Genomic DNA, 21,292 nt, shown 5'->3' on the forward strand with positions numbered 1-21,292 from the left:
CGACGCGCAGCATCACAGTATGAAGCGGGGAGGCCGGCACACCGGCCTCCCCGCTTCGCTGGCGTCAGCCCACACTCCGGTCGACGCCATCCGTGAACACCCGGGCGAACCCCCACATGGTTCTGCCCTTCCCTAGAATCAGGAACCATGAAGCTAGAACTTCGCGGCATAACGAAGCGATTCGGTGCCCTGGTCGCTAACGACCACATTGATCTCACCGTTCAGTCGGGCGAGATCCACGCCCTTCTCGGCGAAAACGGCGCCGGAAAATCGACCCTGATGAACGTGCTCTACGGCCTGTACCAGGCCGAAGAGGGCGAGATTCTCCTGGACGACGTCGTCCAGAAGTTCGCCGGGCCCGGCGACGCCATGAACGCCGGCATCGGAATGGTCCACCAGCACTTCATGCTCATTCCGGTTTTCACCGTCGCCGAGAACGTGATGCTCGGCCACGAAGAGACGACATTCGGTGGGCGACTCGACCTCGAGGCCGCACGAGCGAAGGTGCGCGAGATATCCGCACGCTTCGGATTCCACGTCGACCCCGACGCCCTCGTCGAAACCCTCCCCGTCGGTGTGCAGCAGCGTGTTGAGATCATCAAGGCCCTCTCCCGGGACGCGAAAGTGCTCGTCTTCGACGAACCGACAGCCGTGCTGACCCCTCAGGAAACCGACGAGCTCATGGTGATCATGAAGCAACTCCGCGAGTCGGGAACCTCCATCGTCTTCATCACGCACAAACTGCGCGAGGTCCGCGAAGTAGCGGACCGCATCACCGTCATTCGTCTCGGGAAGGTGGTCGGTGAAGCATCCCCCACCGCGACCAACACCGAACTCGCGTCACTCATGGTGGGCCGCGCCGTCGAATTGACCGTCGCAAAGAACCCGCCGGTCCTCGGCGAACCTGCCCTCGTCGTCCGCGGCCTTTCGGTCATCGACCCGCAGGGTCAGGTGGTCGTCAACAACGTCAGCTTCGAGGTGAAGTCGGGAGAAGTCCTCGTCATCGCTGGCGTGCAGGGCAACGGACAGACCGAGCTGACCGAAGCGCTGCTGGGTCTTCAACCGCACGTCACCGGGAGTATCGAACTCGACGGAAAATCGCTGCGGAACCGCAGCGTGCGAAAGATCCTGGATGCAGGCGTCGGGTTCGTGCCGGAAGACCGTACCCAGGACGGCGTCGTCGCTGAGTTCTCCATCGCCGAGAACCTGATGCTCGACCGAAGTACCTCACAACCGTTCGTCAAGGCCGGAAATCTCCAGCTGAGCTTCCTCGCCGACTTCGCGCGGGAGAAAGTCGCCGAGTTCGACATCCGCACGCAGGGAATCGAGTCCAAGGCCGGACGACTGTCCGGGGGAAATCAGCAGAAGGTTGTCCTTGCCCGCGAACTCAGCCGCGACCTGCGGTTGTTCGTTGCCGCGCAGCCGACGCGCGGACTCGACGTCGGCTCCATCGAATTCGTCCACAAACGGATCATCGCCACGAGGGACTCCGGCCTTCCGGTGATCGTGGTGTCGACGGAACTCGACGAGGTCGTCGCCCTCGCTGACCGCATCGCGGTCATGTACCGGGGCGGCATCGTCGGGATCGTTCCGGCCGACACCCCTCGAGACGTTCTCGGACTCATGATGGCCGGCGAACCCGCGCCAGGAACAGGTGAAGCAGCATGAGCGAAACCACAGCAGAGGCAGAAAAGGCCCCGGTGCCGGCGACGCCATCCGAGCAGAAGGATGACCAGCGCTGGTCGCAGGCGATGCGTGACATCGTCGGCGGGAACGCAATGATCTCCGTCCTCGCCGTATTTCTGGCGCTCGTCGTCGGCGCCATCCTCATCGCCTTCACCGACGAGCGGGTACAGGAGACCGCTGGGTACTTCTTCTCCCGGCCGGGCGACATGCTCGGTGCCATCTGGCAAGCCGTGTCCGGTGCGTACAGCGCCCTCTTCCAGGGCTCCGTCTACAACTTCCGTCGCGACGGATTCCTCGTGGGTATCAAACCGCTGACCGACACGTTGGTCTACGCGACTCCGCTGATCGTCGCGGGTCTCGGAGTCGGTCTGGCCTTCCGGGTCGGCATGTTCAACATCGGTGGGCGCGGCCAGATGCTCATCGCGGCCGCTGGAGCCGGCTGGGTCGGCTTCGCGCTGGATCTCCCGCCGGTCCTGCACCTCATCGTCGCCGTCCTCGTCGGAATCATCGGTGGAGCGATCTGGGGCGGCATCGTCGGGCTGCTGAAGGCACGGACCGGAGCACACGAGGTGATCGTGACGATCATGCTCAACTACGTTGCGCTCTACCTCATCTCCTTCCTGCTCAGGACCCCCGGAGCATTGCAGGCGCCGGGGAGCAACAACCCCAAGACCCCGGCGATGAAAGAGACGGCGGTCTTCCCTGACCTCCTCGGCCCGCAGTACAACCTCCACGCCGGATTCCTCACCGCCATCGCCGCGACGATCTTCGTCTGGTGGCTGCTCAACCGGTCGAGTCTCGGCTTTCAGTTCCGCGCCGTCGGCGAGAACCCCAACGCCGCGCTCGTCGCCGGCATCAACGTCAAGAACATTTACGTGTACACGATGCTCATCGCCGGAGGCCTCGTCGGCCTCGCCGGGGTCAACCAGGTCCTCGGAACGGTGACGACAGGATTCAGCTCAGGAATCGATGCGGGCATCGGCTTCGATGCGATCACCGTCGCGCTCCTCGGCCGTTCGAAGCCGGTCGGAATCTTCGTCGCCGGCGTGCTGTTCGGCGCGTTCAAGGCCGGTGGATTCTCCATGCAGGCCGCTGAAGGCATCCCGATCGACATCGTTCTCGTCGTGCAATCCGTCATCGTGTTGTTCATCGCCGCCCCGCCGCTCGTGCGGGCCATCTTCCGCCTCCCGACGCCGGGAACAGCGCCGCGCAGGCAGCGTCCGATCATCACCAAGGAGGTGAAGGCAAAGTGAGCGTTCTCACCGAACCTGAACGGTCCCAGGCCGAGCCCGAAAACCGGGCAGTGGTTCTCCGCAGCTGGAAGGCGCCGATCGCGCTCGCTCTCTTCACGGTCATCGCGGCTGCGCTGTTCATTCTCGGGCATCGCGAGGGAACCACGCGGTTCCAGCTGTCGCGGGGCTCTGACCTGATCCAGCTGCCCGCCCCCGAGCTGCCGACGTTCTCCACCGGAATCGTCATCACCATCGTTCTTGCACTCATGACGGCGTTCGCGTTCTATCGGGTCCAGAAGTACCGCAAGGTCCCCATCTGGTTCATCGCCGTCTTCGCCGTCCTGTTCATGACGGGATTCCTGACCTGGGCCGCCGCTGGCGCGAGCGTCCCCGTTCCCGGTCTCCTGATCGGAACCGTGACGCTCAGCGTTCCGCTGATCTTCGGCGCGATGGGCGGCGTGATCTCTGAACGCGTCGGCGTCGTCAACGTGGCGATCGAAGGGCAACTGCTCGCGGGTGCGTTCAGCTCCGCCGTGATCGCTTCGGCGACGGGGAACCTCTACCTGGGCCTCCTGGGAGCGATGGTCGCCGGCGTGCTCGTCTCGTTCGTCCTCGCCGCGTTCTCGATCAAGTACTTCGTCGATCAGGTCATCGTCGGTGTCGTCCTCAACGTTCTCGTCATCGGCCTCACGAGCTTCTTCTACTCGCAGGTCCTGACGAAGGACCCCGGGCTCCTGAACACGCCACCGCGGTTCACCAGGATCGAGATCCCGATCCTGGGTGAAATCCCGATTCTCGGACCGGTCCTCTTCGAGCAGACGATCATCGTCTACATCATGTACGTCGTCGTCGCCCTGGTGTACTTCGGCCTCTTCCACACCAAGTGGGGTCTGCGTATGCGGGCCGTCGGTGAGCATCCGACCGCCGCCGATACCGTCGGCATCAATGTGACGGGCACCCGCTTCTGGAACGTCTCGCTCGCCGGAGCGATCGCCGGACTCGGTGGCGCCTTCTTCACCCTCGGCGCCGTCGGCGCATTCGGTAAGGAAATGACGGCCGGCGCTGGCTTCATCGCTCTCGCCGCGGTGATCTTCGGTCGCTGGGATCCCATCCGCGCGACCCTCGCCGCCCTGCTGTTCGGTTTCGCAACCAACCTGCAGAACGTGCTCGGCATCATCGGTTCTCCGGTGCCGAGTGAGTTCATGCTGATGCTGCCCTACATCGTGACCATCTTCGCCGTTGCCGGTCTTGTCGGACGATCACGCGGGCCAGCGGCATCCGGAAAACCATACATAAAGGCGTAAGAACATGACTGATTCAATCGACTGGGGTTCGCTTCGTGAAGCGGCGACGGATGCCATGACGAAGGCATACGTGCCGTACTCGAAGTTCCCGGTCGGGGTGGCAGCCATCGTGACGGACGGCCGGATCATCACCGGCTGCAACGTCGAGAACGCCAGCTACGGGCTGACCCTGTGCGCCGAGTGCGCGCTCGTGTCGACGCTGCACCTCACCGGCGGTGGGCAGCTCGTTGCCTTCACGTGCGTCGACGGTGACGGAAACACCCTCATGCCGTGCGGTCGCTGCCGCCAGCTCTTGTTCGAACACGCGGTGCCGGGGATGCTCCTCGAAACGGTGTCCGGCATCCGGACGATCGACGAAGTCCTGCCGGATGCGTTCGGACCTCGCACGCTTAACGAATACTCAGGAGTACCCACGAATGACCGCGACTGACGCCGCCCTCGAGTCGTTCGACGCCGTCGACCTCATCCGAACCAAGCGCGATCGCGGTGAGCTGACGACCGACGAGATCAACTGGCTCGTCGACGCCTACACGCGTGAGTACGTCGGCAACGAACAGATGGCCGCGATGGCGATGGCCATCCTCCTCAACGGGATGAGCCGGCGCGAGATCCGCGACCTCACCCTCGCGATGATCGCGTCCGGCGAGACGATGGACTTCTCCACACTCGGCAAGACGACGGTCGACAAGCATTCGACCGGGGGAGTGGGCGACAAGATCACCCTTCCGCTCATGCCGCTCGTGGCATCCTTCGGGGTGGCTGTGCCGCAGCTCTCCGGTCGTGGCCTCGGTCACACCGGTGGAACTCTGGACAAGCTCGAGTCGATTCCCGGCTGGCGCGCCGACCTGTCGAACGATGAGATGTTCTCGATCCTGCGCGATGTGGGCGGCGTCATCTGTGCTGCCGGTGCCGGGCTCGCTCCAGCGGACAAGCGCCTGTATGCCCTGCGCGACATCACAGGAACAGTCGAGGCGATCCCGCTGATCGCGTCGAGCATCATGTCGAAGAAGATAGCCGAGGGCACCAGTGCTCTCGTGCTCGATGTGAAGTTCGGCTCCGGCGCGTTCATGCAGGACTACGCCAAGGCAGAAGAACTCGCGCGCACCATGGTGTCGCTCGGGCAGGATGCCGGGGTCAAGACCTCGGCGCTGCTCACCAACATGAGCGTGCCGCTCGGCCTGGCCATCGGTAACGCCAACGAAGTGCGGGAATCGGTGGAGGTGCTCGCCGGTGGCGGACCGGCAGACATCGTCGAGCTCACCGTCGCTCTCGCTCGCGAAATGCTGACGCTGGCCGGCCAGCCCGATGCCGACGTCGAATCCGCACTCGCTGACGGTCGCGCCATGGAGACGTGGCGCCGCTCGATCATCGCTCAGGGTGGTGACCCGGATGCCGCGTTGCCGGTTGCGCGTGAAACCCACACCGTCACGGCTCCCGCTGATGGCGTACTCGTGCGCCAGGATGCCCTGCCGTTCGGGATCGCCGCGTGGCGTCTCGGCGCCGGTCGTGCGCGGGCGCAGGATCCGGTGTTGCACGCATCCGGGGTCGACCTTCACGCGAAGCCGGGAGACGTCGTTCGCGCCGGGCAGCCGCTGTTCACCCTGTCCGCGGATGACGCGGCTCGATTCCCGCGGGCGCTCGAGGCGATCGAGGGCGCGTGGGAGCTGGCGGCGCCTGGCACCGCCTTCACGCCCGAGCCGCTGGTGCGCGACCGTATTCAGTAGCGCCGCCGCGCTGTGCCGCCGCTGCGTGCGTGTCGCGACGCGCGGCATCCGTCGATCGGTTCCAAAGGGACGTTCGTGAGCGACGGGGGTCGCCCTTTGGGCCCGATCGACGCGACAAACGACCTTTTGGGCCCGCTCGAATGGCGAATCAGCGGCTGGGCCAGCCTCGTCCACGCAAACGTCGTTCAGTTCGACCGATGATGTCGGGCATGCGGGCAAGGTCGTCTCCCGTGAAGTAGATCATGCTCCACCCCTCATCGACCGCATCGTTACCTCGACGGACGTCGCGACGCCATTGCCGGCGGTCCGTCCGGTGATGATCGCCCTGGTACTCGAGGCCAACCTTGTATTCGGGGTAGGCGAGGTCGATCTCAAGGTCCCTTCGGCTGAGGGCGAGGTGTACCTCGAAGTTCGGAACGGGATTCGGCAATGAGCTCGCGATAAGTTCGAGTCGAACGATCGATTCAGGTCGGGAACGCGAACGCGTGCTCAGCAGGCCCAGAGCGTGACGAAGGGCTACCCGTCCGCGTTGCGGCGGGTAGCGCTGCACGGCTGCGGCCAGTCGTTCCGGCGTTGTCACGGGCTGTTCCCAGCAGAGAAGGTAATCACCCGCGGCGACGAGATCATTCAGACCGAAAATGGCGGCGAGGTCGCACCAGGTGCGCTCAGGCGTCGTCATCCGGATGCCGTCTCTCGTCACGACATCGTCGGCGCTCAGTGTCGCGGTATGACCGATGGCTCCATGTGCTTTCGTCGCGCGCACGCCGGCCAGGGATGTCACATGGAGTGGACCGGCGTGGAAGGTACGAGCAAGAGGCATCCCGTGGAGTATTGCCGCGGTGACGTGACTGAAGATCGCGCCCCGTGGCATCCGGGCGGCGAAGGCTCGGCAACGGTCGAGTACATCCGGGTCGACTCCTGGCGCGAAGCGAGCACCGTGATAAGGGCGGAGAAGAGCTCCGTTTCGGAGCTGGCTGCGTGACATGCCGTTCAGGTAGGCATCGTGCACCGAGAACGCACGCGGGATCGGTGAGGGCAGCGGGCGTCGAAAATCCATATCGAGAGGATGCCGTTCCGCGGGTGCGCGTGTGGGCGCCGACGCCGTGGCGTGGACAACGTTTCGGAGCGGCAGCGGTGTGAGGAAAGCGATCGATCGGTCCGAAAAGGTCACTCAAGTCGCGCGTGAGTCGCCCTTACGGCCCGATTGATTTCGGGAACGACCCATTGGGCCCGGTCGATGAGCGAGCGGGCGCCGCGCGCTACTCCGGGTCGCCGATGCGCTCGACCGCGTCGACGACCAGGTTCCAGAACCGCGGCGTATCGATGCCGATGGCAACCTGGGTCGTGCAGTCCGCGGGTGCCGGCGCCCGGAAGTCCGCCACCGTCATGCCGGCCGTGAGGGTCCCGACGAGTTCGACGGTGATCGGAGCACGCCGCACCGTGAAGATGCTCGGGTCGATGACGTAGGCGACAGCACAGGGGTCGTGCACCGGGGGCGCGTCGAAGCCCTGCGCCTCACGGTAAGTGGATCCGAAGAAGTCGAGCAGCTCGACGACGAACCGCGCCGGCGCCGTGTCGATCGCGGCGATCCGCTCGACGACATCCGGGGTGGCCAGCGCTTCATGAGTCACGTCGATCGGGATCTGCGTGAGCGGCCAGGACTCGTTGAAGACGATGTGCGCGGCTTCGGGGTCGATGACGATGTTGAACTCCGCGGTGGCGGACCAGTTGCCGAAGTTGGTGCCCCCACCCATGAGCACCACTTCCTTGACCCGCTCGACGATCCGCGGCTCCATCCGCGCCGCGAGGGCGATGTTGGTGAGAGCACCGGTGGGAACGAGGGTGATCGTGCCTGGCTCATTGGCCATGATCGTCTCGATGATGAGCTCGACAGCGTTCCGCGAATCCAGCTCGAGCAGCGGCTCGGGCAGCTCGGGCCCGTCGAGCCCGGATTCACCGTGGATCGACGGCGCCGTCTCGATCTCGCGCACGAGGGGGCGAGCGCTTCCCGCCGCGAACGGGATGCCCGTGATGCCGGCGACGCGGGCAACAGACAGCGCGTTCCGGGTCACCTTTTCGAGCGTCTGGTTGCCCATGACCGTTGTCACCGCCACCAGGTCGATCTCCGGGTTGCCATGGGCGAGGAGCATGGCGATCGCGTCGTCGTGGCCGGGGTCGCAGTCAAGCAGGATTCTCTGGGGCATCTATCGATTCTACGGGCTCGGCTGCCCCCGGATTGGGTCCGTCCGACACGCTGAAGTGCTTCCGGGAAGAGCCGCCGAGCAGTGCGCTGGGAGAGGCAGGGCGGTAGTCTGAGCGGGTGACTTCAGAGAACCAGTTCCTCCTCCCCAACGGCGTCGACATCGCCGATCTGCCGAAGATTTCGTTGCACGATCACCTCGACGGCGCCCTGCGTCCGCAGACGATCCTCGAACTGGCGGATGCTCTCGGCATCGACGTTCCCGAGACCGACCCTGCCAAGCTCGGCGACTGGTTCCTCTCGCAGTGTGACGCGGGCAATCTCGTCGACTACCTCAAGACATTCGACCTCACGACCGCTGTCATGCAGACGGAAGAGGGACTGACCCGCGTCGCGCGGGAGTTCGTGCAGGACCTCGTCGCCGACGGAGTCATCTACGGCGAAGTTCGCTGGGCTCCCGAGCAGCACCTCACTCGCGGACTGACGCTCGACCAGGCGGTCGAAGCGGTGCAGGCCGGAATCGAACAAGGCATAGATGACGCCGAGCGTTCGGGCGACGGGATCCAGGTCGGTCAGCTCATCACTGCCATGCGGCACGCCGACCGCGGGCTCGAGATCGCCGAGCTGGCCGTGCGGCACCGCACCAACGGTGTCGTCGGTTTCGACATCGCCGGCGCAGAAGCGGGCTTCCCGGCTTCGCGTCACCGCGTTGCCTTCGACTTCCTCGCGCAGGAGCACTTCCCTGTCACCGTCCACGCCGGCGAGGCCGACGGGCTCGACTCGATCAAGAGCGCCCTGTTCGACGGCCGGGCTCTTCGGCTGGGCCACGGCGTCCGCATCGCCGAAGACATCACGGTCGAACGCAGCGATGACGAGGGCACCTACGTGTCCCTCGGCGAAACCGCGCAGTGGGTCAAGGACCGTGAGATCCCGCTCGAACTCAGCCCGTCGTCGAACCTGCAGACCGGCGCGATCGCCGCGTGGGGGAGCGACCTCGTCGACCACCCGTTCGATGTGCTCTACCAGCTCGGCTTCAAGACGACCGTGAACGTCGACAACCGCACGATGAGTGGCACGACGCTGACCCGCGAACTCGGTCTCCTCGCCGACGCCTTCGCCTACGACATCGAGGACCTCGAGGTGTTCCAGCAGAACGCGGCACGCGGAGCGTTCCTTCCCCTCGAAGACCGTGAGGAACTCGCCGAAATCATTTCAGCGGGCTTCGAAGATGCCGAGAGATACCGCGACTGAGAGTTCCCTCCCCGTCGCGTCCGGCCGGACCGATAGCCTGAGATCGGCCGCCCACCAGCTGAAGTGAGACCAACGATGTCCCTGCCCCCGCTCCCGAATTCCGCGATCGATCTCGGTGCCGACGCCGGAACGTGGCGGGATGCTGTCCGGCTCGCCGGCACGGCACTCGAGCGCAGCGGAGCGACCAAGGCGTCGTATACCGACCGGATGATCGAGGTCATCGATGAGTTCGGTGCGTACATCGTCATCGCCCCCGGCCTCGCGCTCGCGCACGCCCGGCCCGGTACCGACGTGCTTCGAGAGGGGCTCGCCGTCGTGACGCTCGCCGAACCCGTCGCGTTCGGGCATCCGCACAACGACCCCGTGAGTGTCGTCCTCGGTCTCGCTGTCCCGACACCGGAGACCCACGTGACGACGGTCGCTCAGCTCGCGAACGTATTCAATGATGCGTCGGCGATCCCGGCCATCGCGACCGCCACCACGCCGGACGAGGTCCGTCGGGTGTTCGAAGCCGACAACTGATCAAGCCAGGAGGCTGCCATGAAGATCGTCGCAATCTGCGGTGCCGGTGTCGGAACATCCGGCATCCTCAAGGTCAACGCTGAGCGGGTGCTCAAGCGCCTCGACATCGACGCCGACGTGACAGCGTCAGACGTCGCCGGGGTTGCTGTCGCCGCGGCTGACGCCCAGGTGATCCTCACCTCGCCCGAACTCGTCGACAAGATCGGCAAAACCTTCGCCGATGTCGTCATCATCGAGAACTACTTCGACCTCGAAGAGCTCGAACGGAAGCTCGAAAAAGCGCTCGGCTGACTGTCAGGCCGTTGCGACCTCCGCGATCGCTGCCAGGTCGGCCTTCACAGCGGCAAGGACGCCGGATGCCTCGTCCTTGCGTTCGACCGGGCGCTGCACGTCGAGGTAGAACTTGATCTTCGGTTCGGTGCCGCTCGGCCGCGCCATGACGCGGGAGCCGTCCGTGAGACGGAACCGGAGGGCATCCGTCGGCGGAAGTTCACCGACTCCGTTTCGGAGGTCTTCGATCGTTTCGACGGCGACGCCGCCGAGCTCCGCCGGTGGGTTCGCCCTCAGGTGGGCCATGATCGCCGCAATGTCGGACAGGTCGGTGACCCGCAACGACAGCTGGTCGCTCGCGAAGTAGCCGAACTTCTCGGCGAACGCGTCGAGCGCTGACTGGATGGTGAGGTTGTGGCCGGCGAGGAAGCACGCCATCGAGAGGAAGTCGATCGCGGCGGAGATGCCGTCCTTGTCGCGCACCGTGCGCGGGTTCACGAGATAGCCGAGTGCTTCCTCGTAGCCGAAAATGAGCCCGGGGACACGCGAGACCCACTTGAAGCCGGTGAGCGTCTCGACGAACTCGAGGTCGTATTCGCGGGCGACGGCGGAGAGCGCGGGGGAGGACACGATCGAGCAGGCGAGCACGCCGCCCACGTTCCCTTGTTCGGCGTTCAGCACGGCGGCACGCCAGCCGAGGAGCGCCCCGACCTCGTTGCCGCTGAGCTGCCGGTATCCCTCTGAGGACGACGCGTCGGGGATCGCGATGGAGAGGCGGTCGGCGTCAGGATCGTTCGCGACGATGAGCTCGGCGCCCGTCTCACGGGCGAGCGCGTAGGACAGGTCCAGGGCGCCCGGCTCCTCCGGGTTGGGGAATGCGACGGTCGGGAACTCCGGGTCCGGCTCCTGCTGAGCGGCGACGGAGTGGGGAAGTTTGAGCCCTGCCGCAGCGACGACGCGGGAGAACGTCTCCCAGCCGACCCCGTGCATGGCCGTGTAGACGACCTCCATCGGAACAGGCTCGCCTGTCATCACCGCTGCCGTCTCGGTGATGTACGCGTCGACGACGGTTTCGTCGGCCGTCTCGTAGTCGGTGCTGCGTGGCAGGTCGAGAACGCTCGCCGATGCGGCGATGCGCAGGATCTGCGCCTCGATCTCGGCGTCAGACGGTGACACGATTTGCGAGCCCTCGTCGGCGCCACCCAGGTATACCTTGTAGCCGTTATCGGCGGGAGGATTGTGGCTCGCGGTGACCATGACGCCGGCTGACACGTCGAAGTGGCGGACGGCGAAGGCGAGGACTGGCGTCGGCAACTGCCGGGGCAGCACAATCGCACGGATGCCGGCTCCGGCCATGATCTCGGCGGTGTCGGTCGCGAACACCCGCGAGTTGCGGCGGCCGTCATAGCCGATGACGACGCTCGGCCGGGTGTCCGGTTCACGCGCGGCGAGGTACGCGGCGAGCCCAGCTGCGGCCTGGCCGACGAGGACGCGGTTCATCCGCGCCGAGCCCGCTTCGATGCGCCCGCGGAGGCCAGCGGTGCCGAACTCGAGGCGCGTGTCGAACCGGCTGTGCAATTCGTCGAGGGCAGGCTCGCTCCCACCCTCGGCGTCGCGGATGAGGACGTCGAGCTCCTCGCGGGTCTCCGGGTCCGGGTCCTGCGCCAGCCAGGCTCGCGCAGCGTTGAGGATGTGGGCGGTTCCTGCCGGAGTCATCACAGCGCCGCCACGATCCGGGCGAGCAGGGCGCTGATCCGCGGCTCGGCGTCGCGCCCGGCTTCGAGAACTTCTAGGTGGCTGAGCGGCGTCGCCTGGATGCCTGCGGCGAGGTTCGTGATGAGCGACAGGCCGAGGATTTCCATACCCGCCTGTCGTGCCGCGATCGCCTCGAGCGCTGTCGACATGCCGACGATGTCACCACCGATGGCCTTCGCCATCTGAACTTCGGCGGGGGTTTCGTAGTGCGGTCCGCGGAACTGGCAGTAGACACCCACGTCGAGGTCCGGTTCGATACCGTGCGCGAGTTCGCGCAACCGCTTCGAATACAGGTCGGTGAGGTCGATGAACGTCGCGCCCTCGAGCGGCGAATCCGCGGTGAGGTTGATGTGGTCGCGGATCACCACGGGGGTGCCGGGCGTCCAGGTCTCGCGGATGCCGCCGGCACCGTTGGTGAGGATCATGGTCGTCGCCCCCGCGGCGGCCGCGGTGCGGACGCTGTGGACGACCCGGCGAACGCCGTGGCCTTCGTAGTAGTGCGTGCGGGCGCCGATGACGAGTGCGCGCTTGCCGCTCGGCAGCAGGACGGAGCGCAGGGTGCCGACGTGGCCCTCGAGCGCCGGCCGGGAGAACCCGTCGATCTCGTGGGCGGGAATCGTCGCCGTGGTCTCACCAATGAGCTCGGCGGCCTTGCCCCAGCCGGACCCGAGGGTCAGCGCGATGTCGTGTCGTTCGACACCGGTTCGTTCGGCGATCTGGGCGGCCGCGCGGAGGGCGACGTCGAACGGATCGGCGGTGGGATCGTCGAGGGGATTGCTGGAAGCGTCAGACATTCCCCCATCTTATTCAGCGGCGCACCCGGCGGAGGGGTATTCCTGGAGCCGCGTCGCGGCATCCGTCTCGTGCCGTCCGGCTGACGGGCGCGTGAATCCGCGGGTGACGGAGGAGCCCTGCGTTTTGGCAAGGGTGTTCCGTGCTGCGACAATGGAGTAATGACCTACGAGTTCGAGCGCAAACAACGAATCGCTGTACTCGGAGGCGGCCCAGGCGGGTACGAAGCCGCCCTCGCCGGCGCGCAACTGGGCGCCGACGTCACCCTCGTCGAACGTACCGGAGTCGGTGGAGCCGCCGTCATCACTGACGTGGTTCCCTCGAAGAGCCTCATTTCAACGGCCGAAGCAACCAACGCGGTCCGCGGCGCGAGCGAATTGGGCGTGCAGTTCTTCGCCCGCACCGACACCGGCAAGCCCGTCAAGCCCGAGGTCACCGTCAACCTCGCCGCCGTCAACAAGAGGCTGCTGAGCCTCGCCCGGCACCAGTCGGAGGACATGCGCGCGCGGCTCGAAGAAGCAGGCGTGCGGATCGTGCACGGCGATGGCCGCCTTGACGGCCGTGACGCCGTCATCGTCTCCACCGAGTCCGGTGGGCGCGGTACCGATTTCGACCGCGTCGAAGCCGACACGATCGTCGTCTCGGTTGGTGGCAGCCCCCGCAAGCTGCCCTCAGCGATGCCCGATGGCGAGCGGATCCTCGACTGGACGCAGCTCTACAGCCTTCCCTCCGTGCCCGAGCACCTCATCGTCGTCGGCTCCGGTGTTACGGGTGCTGAGTTCGCTTCGGCATACCGGGCCCTCGGCTCAGAAGTGACCCTGATCTCCAGCCGTGACCAGGTGCTCCCCGGCGAAGACGCCGATGCCGCAGCCGTGATCGAGAAGGTGTTCAAGCGCAGCGGGATGACCGTGCTGTCGAAGTCTCGAGCGTCGAGCGTTGAGCGCACCGAGAATGGCGTCATCGCGACCCTCGCGGACGGCCGCACGGTCGAAGGCAGCCACTGCCTCATGGCGGTCGGCGCCATTCCCAACACGGCAGGCATCGGGCTCGAAGAGGCCGGGGTGCAGATGACCGAATCCGGTCACATCCGGGTGAACCGAGTGGCGCGCACCTCGATCCCGAACATCTACGCGGCCGGTGACTGCACGACGTTCATGCCGCTGGCATCCGTCGCATCGATGCAGGGTCGCTCGGCGATCTTCCACGCCATGGGTGACGCCGTGAACCCCACCGAGCTGCGCAACGTCGCCGCGAACATCTTCACGCAGCCCGAGATCGCGACAGTGGGCTGGACCCAGAAGCAGATCGAGGAGGGCCTCGCCCAGGGCGAGATCTACAAGCTCCCGCTCAAGTCGAACCCGCGCGCGAAGATGATGGGCATCAAGGACGGCTTCGTGAAGCTCTTCGCCCGCACCGGCTCCGGGACCGTCATCGGTGGCGTCATCGTCGCCCCGCGCGCGAGTGAGCTGATCTTCCCGCTCGCGATCGCCGTCGAGCACAGGCTCAACGTCGACGAGATCGCCCGGGCGTTCGCCGTCTACCCGTCACTGACCGGCAGCATCACGGATGCCGCGAAGGCGATGCACATCGTCAACTGAGCGTCGCGCTCGGCCCGGTCCAAACGCCTGCTGGGCGTGGGAGCCATCTCCTGAACGTGGAGGGGTGCTGGTCAGGCGCTCGTGATCGTGAGCAGCTGGTGCCCGCTCGACACCGTCGTTCCGACGTCGGCGTTGAGGTTCCCGACGGTTCCATCCTTGTGGGCGGTGATCGGCTGCTCCATTTTCATCGCCTCGAGCACGACGACGAGGTCTCCCTTGACGACCTGCTGTCCGTCCACGACGGCGAGCTTCACGATTGTCGCCTGCATCGGGGATGCCACGGAGTTGCCTGTCGCGGAACTGACGGTTCCGGTTCCACCGTGTCGCTTCGGCGCAGGTGCGAGGGCGCGGCCAGGGCCGGCCGACGTGGGAAGAAGAGTCGTCGGGAGGCTGACCTCGATGCGCTTGCCCTCGACCTCGACGACGACACTGTGGCGGCCGATCGGGGCGACGAAGCCGTCGAGTTCGCCGTCCCACGGTTCGATGTCGTTGACGAACTCGGTCTCGATCCAGCGCGTGTAGACGCCGAAACTGCCGTTCTCGGCGGTGAACGCCGGGTCACGGACGATTTTGCGGTGGAACGGCAGCACCGTCGGGAGTCCTGAGACCTCGAACTCGTCGAGCGCGCGGCGCGACCGTTCGAGGGCCTGCTCGCGCGTCGCACCGGTGACGATGATCTTGCCGAGGAGGGAGTCGAACGCGCCGGAGATTTCGTCGCCAGCGGTGACGCCGGAGTCGAGGCGGATGCCGGGGCCGCCGAAGGTCTTGAACACGTGGATCGGGCCGGGCTGGGGCAGGAACCCGCGGCCGGGGTCTTCACCGTTGATCCGGAATTCGATCGAGTGGCCCTGCGGGATCGGGTCTTCGTAATCGAGGACGCCGCCCTCGGCGAGGCGGAACTGCTCACGGACAAGATCGATCCCGGTGATCTCCTCGGAGACGGGGTGTTCCACCTGCAGTCGGGTGTTCACCTCGAGGAAGGAGACAGTTCCGTCTTTGCCGATGAGGAACTCACAGGTGCCGGCACCGACGTAGCCGACCTCCTTGAGGATCGCCTTCGACGCGCTGTACAGCAGCTCGTTCTGCTCGTCGCTGAGGAACGGCGCCGGGGCCTCTTCGACGAGTTTCTGGTGGCGGCGCTGGAGGGAGCAGTCACGCGTGGAGACGACGACGACGTTGCCGGCGGCATCCGCGAGGCACTGGGTTTCGACGTGGCGGGGCTGATCGAGGTATTTCTCGACGAAGCACTCGCCGCGACCAAACGCGGCGATGGCCTCACGGGTGGCGGAATCGAATGCTTCGGCGACCTCGTCGCGTTCCCGCGCGATCTTGAGGCCACGACCTCCTCCGCCGAACGCGGCCTTGATGGCGACGGGCAGCCCGTGTTCGTCGACGAACGCGAGGACCTCGTCAGCGCCGGAGACGGGGTTGAGCGTGCCGGGGGCGAGGGGCGCACCGACCTTCTGCGCCACGTGGCGAGCGGAAACCTTGTCTCCGAGCTTCTCGATCGCTTCGGGTGACGGCCCGATCCAGATCAGCCCGGCGCCGATCACGGCGCGGGCGAAGTCGGCGTTCTCGGCGAGGAAGCCATAGCCGGGGTGGATCGCGTCTGCGCCGGAGCGGCGGGCGATCGAGAGGATCTTGTCGATGACGAGGTACGTCTCAGCACTCGTCGCGCCGTCGAGCGCGTACGCCTCGTCGGCAAGCTTCGCGTGCAGCGAGTCGCGGTCCTGGTCGGCGTACACCGCGACCGAGCCGATCCCGCTGTCGCGCGCTGCGCGGATCACTCGGACGGCAATTTCGCCCCGATTGGCAATGAGGACCTTGGATATACGCGACACAGTTCCTTAGCCTATTGCCCGGACGCCCCTCCCTTTTGGCCGGTGCCCACAGAAAAGGGCCAGGAACCCTGCGGATGCCTACAAGGCGCCGCCGCGATTCCACAGAGCCGGCCAGTCGTATCCCAGTTGCCGTACCAGCGAACGGAGCGTCGGGAGTGACAGGCCAACCACCGTCGACGGGTCCCCGGAGATGCGCTGGATGAACGGCGCGCCGAGGCTGTCGATGGTGAACGCGCCTGCGACGTAGAGCGGTTCTCCGGTGGCGATGTACGCGTCGACCTCGGTATCGGTGATGTCGGCCGCGAAGGTCACGTCGGCGGATGCCACCGCCCCGGCCGCTCGGCCGGCGCTGCCGTCCGCCCTGTGCTCGATGAGCCAGTGACCCGAATACAGAGTGCCGGTTTTGCCACGCTGCAGCAGCCAGCGTTCGCGGGCCGCTTCGGGGGTGTGCGGCTTGCCGTAGATGACGCCGTCGACGACGAAGACCGAGTCACCGCCGAGGATGAGGCAGTCCTGCGCAGGAAGATCCCTCCACACCGATTCCGCTTTCGCCTGGGCGAGGAGAGCGACCGTGTCCTCCGGACTGAGTGGAGAACCGGAAGCCGTCTCGGCGGCGGCCACAGCGGCATCCTCGTCGACGTGTGACGGAACGACGACGGGCTCGATCCCCGACTGCCGCAACAGCTGCAGTCGGGCGGGAGAAGTGGAGGCGAGGTGGAGCTGCATCGTGTCCCTTCCGTCAGCGGCGCGAGCGATGCTCAGGCATCCGTGGGACGATTCAAGGGTGAATGCGCAAAACAACCCAGCAGATGTCGAACTCGAGATTACAAACGTAGCCCACGGCGGTGTCTTCGTTTCGCGGCTCGATGGCCGCGTGGTCTTCGTCGCAGACGCCATCCCCGGCGAACGCGTGCGGGCACGCATCACTGAGTCGTCCAAGAAGAGTTTCTGGCGCGCGGAGACGGTTGAGGTTCTGGATGCCTCCCCTCACCGACAGGCCCACGTCTGGGCCTCAGCGGCTCTCGACGTCTCACCGTCCGAGCGTGCGGGTGGAGCCGAATTCGGCCACATCGAGCTTGCACACCAGCGCGAACTCAAGCGGCAGGTGCTCGCGGACTCTCTCCAGCGTTTCGCCGGTGTGGAGAGCGATGTGCAGATCGAGGCCGTCCCCGGTGACGACGAACGCGACGGACTCGCCTGGCGTACTCGCGTCAGCCTCCACGTCGACGCTGACGGCAACGTCGGCCCATACGCCGCCCGCAGCCACCGCGTGATCCGCGTCGGTGACCTTCCGCTCGCGACAGACGAGGTCGCATCCGCTGCCCCGCTCGACCAGCAGTTCCGCGGCGCCGAGTCCGTCGACATCATCGCCCCGAGCAGCACGCAGAGTGCGCGCATCGTGGTGCGGGAACCGGTGAAGAAGGGCGTGAGCCCGGCGAACCGCCGCGAGCAGACCATCGTCGAACGCGTTGGCGACCGCGACTTCTTCCTCGACGAGGGTGGCTTCTGGCAGGTGCACCGCTCGGCGGCCGAACTGCTCACCGATCTGGTCCAGTCCACGATCGACGAAGCGCTGTTCGACCCCCGCGCGGCCAACCTCGACCTTTACGGCGGTGTCGGCCTGCTCGCTGCCGCTGTCGGCGACAAGTTCGGCAGCACGACGCGCATCACGAGCGTCGAGTCCTCCGCCAGGGCGACCGATCACGCCGCCGAGAACCTCTCCGACTGGGTGGGAGCACAGAGCATCACCGCCCGCGTCGACGCCTACCTGCGCGGCCTCGTCGGCCAGTCCAGCGCAGCCGAGCGCTCACGGCTCGCCGCAGGCACCGTCGTGCTCGACCCGCCCCGCTCCGGCGCGGGCAAAGAGGTCGTCGCAAGCCTCGCGGAGCTGCGCCCGGCGCAGCTGGTCTATGTCGCCTGTGACCCCGTCGCGCTCGCGAGGGACATCGGGCTGTTCGCGGCCGAGGGCTATGAGCTCAAGGCGTTGCGCGCGTTCGACCTGTTCCCGCACACGCACCACATCGAATCCGTCGCGCTTCTCACCCGATGAGTGCGCGGGCTTTCCCGCTGGAGCGTCGCGGCACCCTACGATGGGCTTTGTGGTGCGCATAGCGGTAATCGATGATCATGAGTCCGTACGGATGGGCCTGACGGCTGTCTGCGAGGCGGCGGGGCATTCCGTCGTGCTCAGTGTCTCGTCCGTGGGAGAGTTCGTGTCGGCGGCAGGCGATGTCCCGTCTGACGTCGTCGTCCTCGATTTGAACCTCGGCGACGGAAGCAACATCACCGACAATGTCCGCGCCGTGCACGGCTCAGGGTCAGCGGTGCTCATTCACTCCATCGCTGACCGGGTTGCCTCGGTCCGCGAGGCGCTCGCCGCCGGTGCTGCCGGTGTCATCCCGAAATCCGCGCCGACGGATGCCGTCGTGGCCGCGATCGAGACGGTCGCGAGCGGTGAGGCACTCAACAACCTGGAATGGGCGAGCGCGATCGACGCCGACGGCGACTTCAGCCGTGCCCAACTGGGTCGCCGCGAGCGCGACGTCCTGCATCTGTACGCATCGGGACTCCCGATGAAAGACGTTGCGGTTCAGCTCGGCATTGCCCCGTCGACGGTGAAGGAGTACCTCGACCGGATCCGCGGAAAGTACGTCGATATCGGCCGCCCCGCACCGACGAAGGTCGACCTTCTCCGTCGCGCCGTCGAAGATGGCATCCTGCCTGAGCTCAACCCCGGCACCGGTGATGACAACTGACCAGCAGCGGTCAGGGGCGATCTTCTCGCCGGTTCCGCGAGGACCTCTTCTCGACAACCTCGATCGCGCGGCGAGGGATGCCGCCCACACCCAGCCGCGTTTCAGCGTTGCTCGAATCGAGCAGCTCATCGCTCATTCGATCAGCCTCATGGCCCTGGTTTTCGGTGCCCAGACACTGAGCATCGCCCTCGGCAGCGGCCTCGTCGCTCCTGACCCAATGGGCTCGGTCTATCTGTTCACCCTCCTCGGCCTGCTCGTCGTCGTCATCGTCTGCGGTATGAACCCGCGACTGCAGCGGGTCGCGAATCTGCTCTTCGCAGCCATCTACCTCATCGCAGTCGCGCACTGGGGGGTCGCGAGCGGGGGAGCGGGTGCCGAGTCCATCGCCGAGCCGTGGACGTGGTACCTCTGCGCCATCGCCTGCGGCAGCATCTCCCAAGCCGTCCAGCCGTGGATCGCGACCGTCTACATCGCCGTGACCCCCGCCGTCTACGGGCTGGTCCGGGTCATCGACGAGAACGGTAACATCACCCACGCGGACATCGCCGTACAGAATGCCCTGTACGGAACGATGATCGGGCTCGTCATCCTCGTTTTGATCACGATGTTCCGGAACGCTGCCCGGTCCGTCGACGAGGCTCGCTCAGCCGCGTTTCACCGGTACGACGAAGCGGTCCGGCGGCACGCGCTCGAAGCGGAGCGGATCGAAGTGGATGCCCTCGTGCACGACACCGTGCTCGCGTCACTTCAGGCGGCGGAACGAGCGTCGACTCCCGAACAGGCGAGGGCAGCCGTGGCGATGGCGAGCGACGCGATCGGCAAGCTTGCCGCTCTCGAGGGGCCCGTCGCCGACCCTGGGCAGAAAATCACGATCGGCTGGCTGGTCGACCTTCTGCGGCAGCACGCCGTTCACCTCGAAACGCCGTTCGACATCACGCTTCGTGGGTCTGCCGCGCACAGGATCCCCTTTCCTGTCGCAGAAAGCTTGTACCTCGCTGCCGCACAGGCCATGACGAACAGCATTCAGCACGCCGGCGACGCGGGCGGTCGCAGCGTTGCCGTTGAGGTTGAGAACGACGCCGTCGTGCATGTCTGCGTTCGTGACGAGGGAGTCGGGTTCGATACCGCGGCTGTCGACGCCGACCGGTTGGGCTTGAGAGTGTCGATCATCGAACGTGTGGTCGCCGCCGGCGGCAACGTCGACCTCCGGTCACGCCCTGGTGCCGGCACGGTCGTCAACATCCGCTGGTCGGACGAGGATGCAGCCCGGAAGGCGGCGCACGAGAGCGTGAGAGGGGCATCTGCATGATCGCGCTCAACCGCTACACGATGCTCGCGCTCGCGGCGGCCTTCTCGTTCTATCACGTCGTCCGTGGCCTGCTCACCCTGCCGCAGGCTGACTCTCCGTGGCCGAGCGTGATGGCGATGGCGCTGTACCTCGCCGCGACGGTGGTGGCTCTGTGGCCCTCAAGTCCGACGGCCATGCCAGCATGGCTCGCAGCGTTCTGCCTGGCAACGGCGATCACGGTCCCTCTTCTCGTGACCAGCCAGCTCGACCCGACGGTCAACAACGGTTACGCGACCTGGCATGTCTCGGCGATCGGCACCCTCATGACGATCACGGTGGTGCGGAGGCAAGAGATTGTCGGCTGGATCGGGGTCGTGTTCCTGACGGTGCAGTCCATCCTCTGGTGCGGCATCGGTACCTCGATGGAGATCGGCGTCACCGGAAGCATCATGTGGGTGGTGGTCGCCGGTGTCCTCACTCGCTCCCTCGCCAAGGTCGGGCATGACGCCCAGACTCTCACCGTCGCCGAGCAGGAGGCTGCCAGGTGGCAGGCGGCTCAGGACGCGCACGAGCAGGAACGGCGCGCGCGGCTCGAACAGACCGGTCAGCGGGCGCTCCCGATCCTTCGCGACATCATCCTCGCCAGTGGGGAACTGAACGAGACCCAGCGAACCGAATCGCGGGTGCTCGAGGCCGGGCTCCGCGACGAGATCCGGGGAAGACGGTTGCTCAACGACGCCGTTCGGGCAAGTGTGCTCGCGGCACGCAGGCGAGGCACCGCGGTGAGCATGCTCGACGAGGGGACCCTTGATCATCTCCCAGACAGTGTTCTGCAGACAGTGCTCGACGCCGTCGCCGGCGTGATTGACGAGACCGAGGTCGACCGCCTGATCGTCCGGACGGCACCCGCGGACTCGGCTGTCGCCGTCACGCTCGTTGGGCTCAGCGCATCGACAGACCCCGACGATCCGGGCGATTCGGTACGGCTCTGGAAAGAGATTCCCCGGCCGGCCGTCACATCGCCCGTCGGCGACAAACGCGCGGTGTGACATCCGGCTCGCTGGGCACGCCGG

19 protein-coding genes are annotated in these 21,292 nt (G+C 66.2%); 13 read left to right on the forward strand and 6 right to left on the reverse strand.

Features of this window, described 5'->3' with window-relative positions; genetic code table 11:
• Positions 1-147: 147 nt before the first annotated feature.
• Genes ACWA1Q_RS03465 through ACWA1Q_RS03485 form a run of 5 tightly spaced genes read left to right on the forward strand, consistent with a single transcriptional unit; the run spans position 148 to position 5,946 of the window.
• Positions 148-1,668 (forward strand): ABC transporter ATP-binding protein, encoded by a 1,521-nt coding sequence (locus ACWA1Q_RS03465; protein ID WP_463759549.1) that lies wholly within the window; start codon positions 148-150, stop codon positions 1,666-1,668.
• Positions 1,665-2,939 (forward strand): ABC transporter permease, encoded by a 1,275-nt coding sequence (locus ACWA1Q_RS03470; RefSeq protein WP_463759551.1) that lies wholly within the window; start codon positions 1,665-1,667, stop codon positions 2,937-2,939. The genes ACWA1Q_RS03465 and ACWA1Q_RS03470 overlap by 4 nt, the downstream gene beginning before the upstream one ends.
• The gene (locus ACWA1Q_RS03475; RefSeq protein WP_463759552.1) at positions 2,936-4,222 is read left to right on the forward strand and encodes an ABC transporter permease; all 1,287 of its coding nucleotides are present in this window, start codon (positions 2,936-2,938) and stop codon (positions 4,220-4,222) included. Before ACWA1Q_RS03470 ends, ACWA1Q_RS03475 begins: the two co-directional genes overlap by 4 nt.
• A gap of 4 nt (positions 4,223-4,226) precedes the next feature.
• Positions 4,227-4,652, forward strand: coding sequence for a cytidine deaminase (locus ACWA1Q_RS03480; protein ID WP_463759553.1), 426 nt, complete (start codon positions 4,227-4,229; stop codon positions 4,650-4,652).
• Positions 4,639-5,946, forward strand: a complete 1,308-nt coding sequence (locus tag ACWA1Q_RS03485; RefSeq protein WP_463759555.1) for a thymidine phosphorylase — start codon at positions 4,639-4,641, stop codon at positions 5,944-5,946. The genes ACWA1Q_RS03480 and ACWA1Q_RS03485 overlap by 14 nt, the downstream gene beginning before the upstream one ends.
• Before the next feature lie 148 nt (positions 5,947-6,094).
• Here the strand turns inward: ACWA1Q_RS03485 and ACWA1Q_RS03490 are convergent, their stop codons facing one another.
• Both ACWA1Q_RS03490 and uriH read right to left on the reverse strand, forming a co-directional pair.
• The gene (locus ACWA1Q_RS03490; RefSeq protein ID WP_463759557.1) at positions 6,095-7,003 is read right to left on the reverse strand and encodes a hypothetical protein; all 909 of its coding nucleotides are present in this window, start codon (positions 7,001-7,003) and stop codon (positions 6,095-6,097) included.
• A gap of 202 nt (positions 7,004-7,205) precedes the next feature.
• Positions 7,206-8,150, reverse strand: a complete 945-nt coding sequence (gene uriH, locus ACWA1Q_RS03495) for a uridine-preferring nucleoside hydrolase UriH (protein WP_463759558.1) — start codon at positions 8,148-8,150, stop codon at positions 7,206-7,208.
• A gap of 116 nt (positions 8,151-8,266) precedes the next feature.
• Here uriH and ACWA1Q_RS03500 point away from each other — a divergent pair, with 116 nt between their 5' ends.
• The 3 genes from ACWA1Q_RS03500 to ACWA1Q_RS03510 all read left to right on the forward strand — a co-directional run bounded on the left by ACWA1Q_RS03500 (position 8,267) and on the right by ACWA1Q_RS03510 (position 10,210).
• Positions 8,267-9,397: an adenosine deaminase gene (locus tag ACWA1Q_RS03500; protein WP_463759560.1), complete on the forward strand. Its 1,131-nt coding sequence runs from the start codon at positions 8,267-8,269 to the stop codon at positions 9,395-9,397.
• A gap of 75 nt (positions 9,398-9,472) precedes the next feature.
• Entirely contained in the window at positions 9,473-9,919 is a 447-nt protein-coding gene (locus ACWA1Q_RS03505; protein WP_463759561.1) for a PTS sugar transporter subunit IIA, read from the forward strand.
• 18 nt (positions 9,920-9,937) lie between these two features.
• A complete protein-coding gene (locus ACWA1Q_RS03510; RefSeq protein ID WP_463759563.1) occupies positions 9,938-10,210 on the forward strand; it encodes a PTS sugar transporter subunit IIB in 273 nt (90 codons plus the stop codon).
• Positions 10,211-10,213: 3 nt separating this feature from the next.
• Here the strand turns inward: ACWA1Q_RS03510 and ACWA1Q_RS03515 are convergent, their stop codons facing one another.
• Both ACWA1Q_RS03515 and ACWA1Q_RS03520 read right to left on the reverse strand, forming a co-directional pair.
• Positions 10,214-11,905 carry a phospho-sugar mutase gene (locus ACWA1Q_RS03515; protein WP_463759564.1) on the reverse strand — a complete coding sequence of 564 codons (1,692 nt, stop codon included), beginning with the start codon at positions 11,903-11,905 and terminating at the stop codon, positions 10,214-10,216.
• Entirely contained in the window at positions 11,905-12,738 is an 834-nt protein-coding gene (locus ACWA1Q_RS03520) for a purine-nucleoside phosphorylase (RefSeq protein WP_463759566.1), read from the reverse strand. The genes ACWA1Q_RS03515 and ACWA1Q_RS03520 overlap by 1 nt, the downstream gene beginning before the upstream one ends.
• Before the next feature lie 159 nt (positions 12,739-12,897).
• Between ACWA1Q_RS03520 and ACWA1Q_RS03525 the strand changes: the two genes are divergently transcribed.
• Positions 12,898-14,334, forward strand: coding sequence for an NAD(P)H-quinone dehydrogenase (locus ACWA1Q_RS03525; protein WP_463759567.1), 1,437 nt, complete (start codon positions 12,898-12,900; stop codon positions 14,332-14,334).
• Between the two features lie 71 nt (positions 14,335-14,405).
• Here the strand turns inward: ACWA1Q_RS03525 and ACWA1Q_RS03530 are convergent, their stop codons facing one another.
• Positions 14,406-16,175, reverse strand: a complete 1,770-nt coding sequence (locus ACWA1Q_RS03530; protein WP_463759569.1) for an acetyl/propionyl/methylcrotonyl-CoA carboxylase subunit alpha — start codon at positions 16,173-16,175, stop codon at positions 14,406-14,408.
• 78 nt (positions 16,176-16,253) lie between these two features.
• The gene (locus tag ACWA1Q_RS03535; protein WP_463759571.1) at positions 16,254-16,901 is read right to left on the reverse strand and encodes a Maf family protein; all 648 of its coding nucleotides are present in this window, start codon (positions 16,899-16,901) and stop codon (positions 16,254-16,256) included.
• Between the two features lie 58 nt (positions 16,902-16,959).
• Between ACWA1Q_RS03535 and ACWA1Q_RS03540 the strand changes: the two genes are divergently transcribed.
• The 4 genes from ACWA1Q_RS03540 to ACWA1Q_RS03555 are packed head-to-tail and all read left to right on the forward strand — an operon-like array spanning position 16,960 to position 21,268.
• Positions 16,960-18,225 carry a class I SAM-dependent RNA methyltransferase gene (locus ACWA1Q_RS03540; RefSeq protein WP_463759572.1) on the forward strand — a complete coding sequence of 422 codons (1,266 nt, stop codon included), beginning with the start codon at positions 16,960-16,962 and terminating at the stop codon, positions 18,223-18,225.
• Between the two features lie 49 nt (positions 18,226-18,274).
• The gene (locus ACWA1Q_RS03545) at positions 18,275-18,931 is read left to right on the forward strand and encodes a response regulator (RefSeq protein ID WP_463759574.1); all 657 of its coding nucleotides are present in this window, start codon (positions 18,275-18,277) and stop codon (positions 18,929-18,931) included.
• Complete coding sequence (locus ACWA1Q_RS03550) at positions 18,921-20,240, forward strand: sensor histidine kinase (protein ID WP_463759575.1); 1,320 nt, start codon at positions 18,921-18,923, stop codon at positions 20,238-20,240. The genes ACWA1Q_RS03545 and ACWA1Q_RS03550 overlap by 11 nt, the downstream gene beginning before the upstream one ends.
• Positions 20,237-21,268: a hypothetical protein gene (locus ACWA1Q_RS03555; RefSeq protein ID WP_463759577.1), complete on the forward strand. Its 1,032-nt coding sequence runs from the start codon at positions 20,237-20,239 to the stop codon at positions 21,266-21,268. Before ACWA1Q_RS03550 ends, ACWA1Q_RS03555 begins: the two co-directional genes overlap by 4 nt.
• The last annotated feature ends 24 nt before the right edge of the window (positions 21,269-21,292 follow it).

Source organism: Mycetocola sp. TRD_SC_2 (assembly GCF_055361225.1).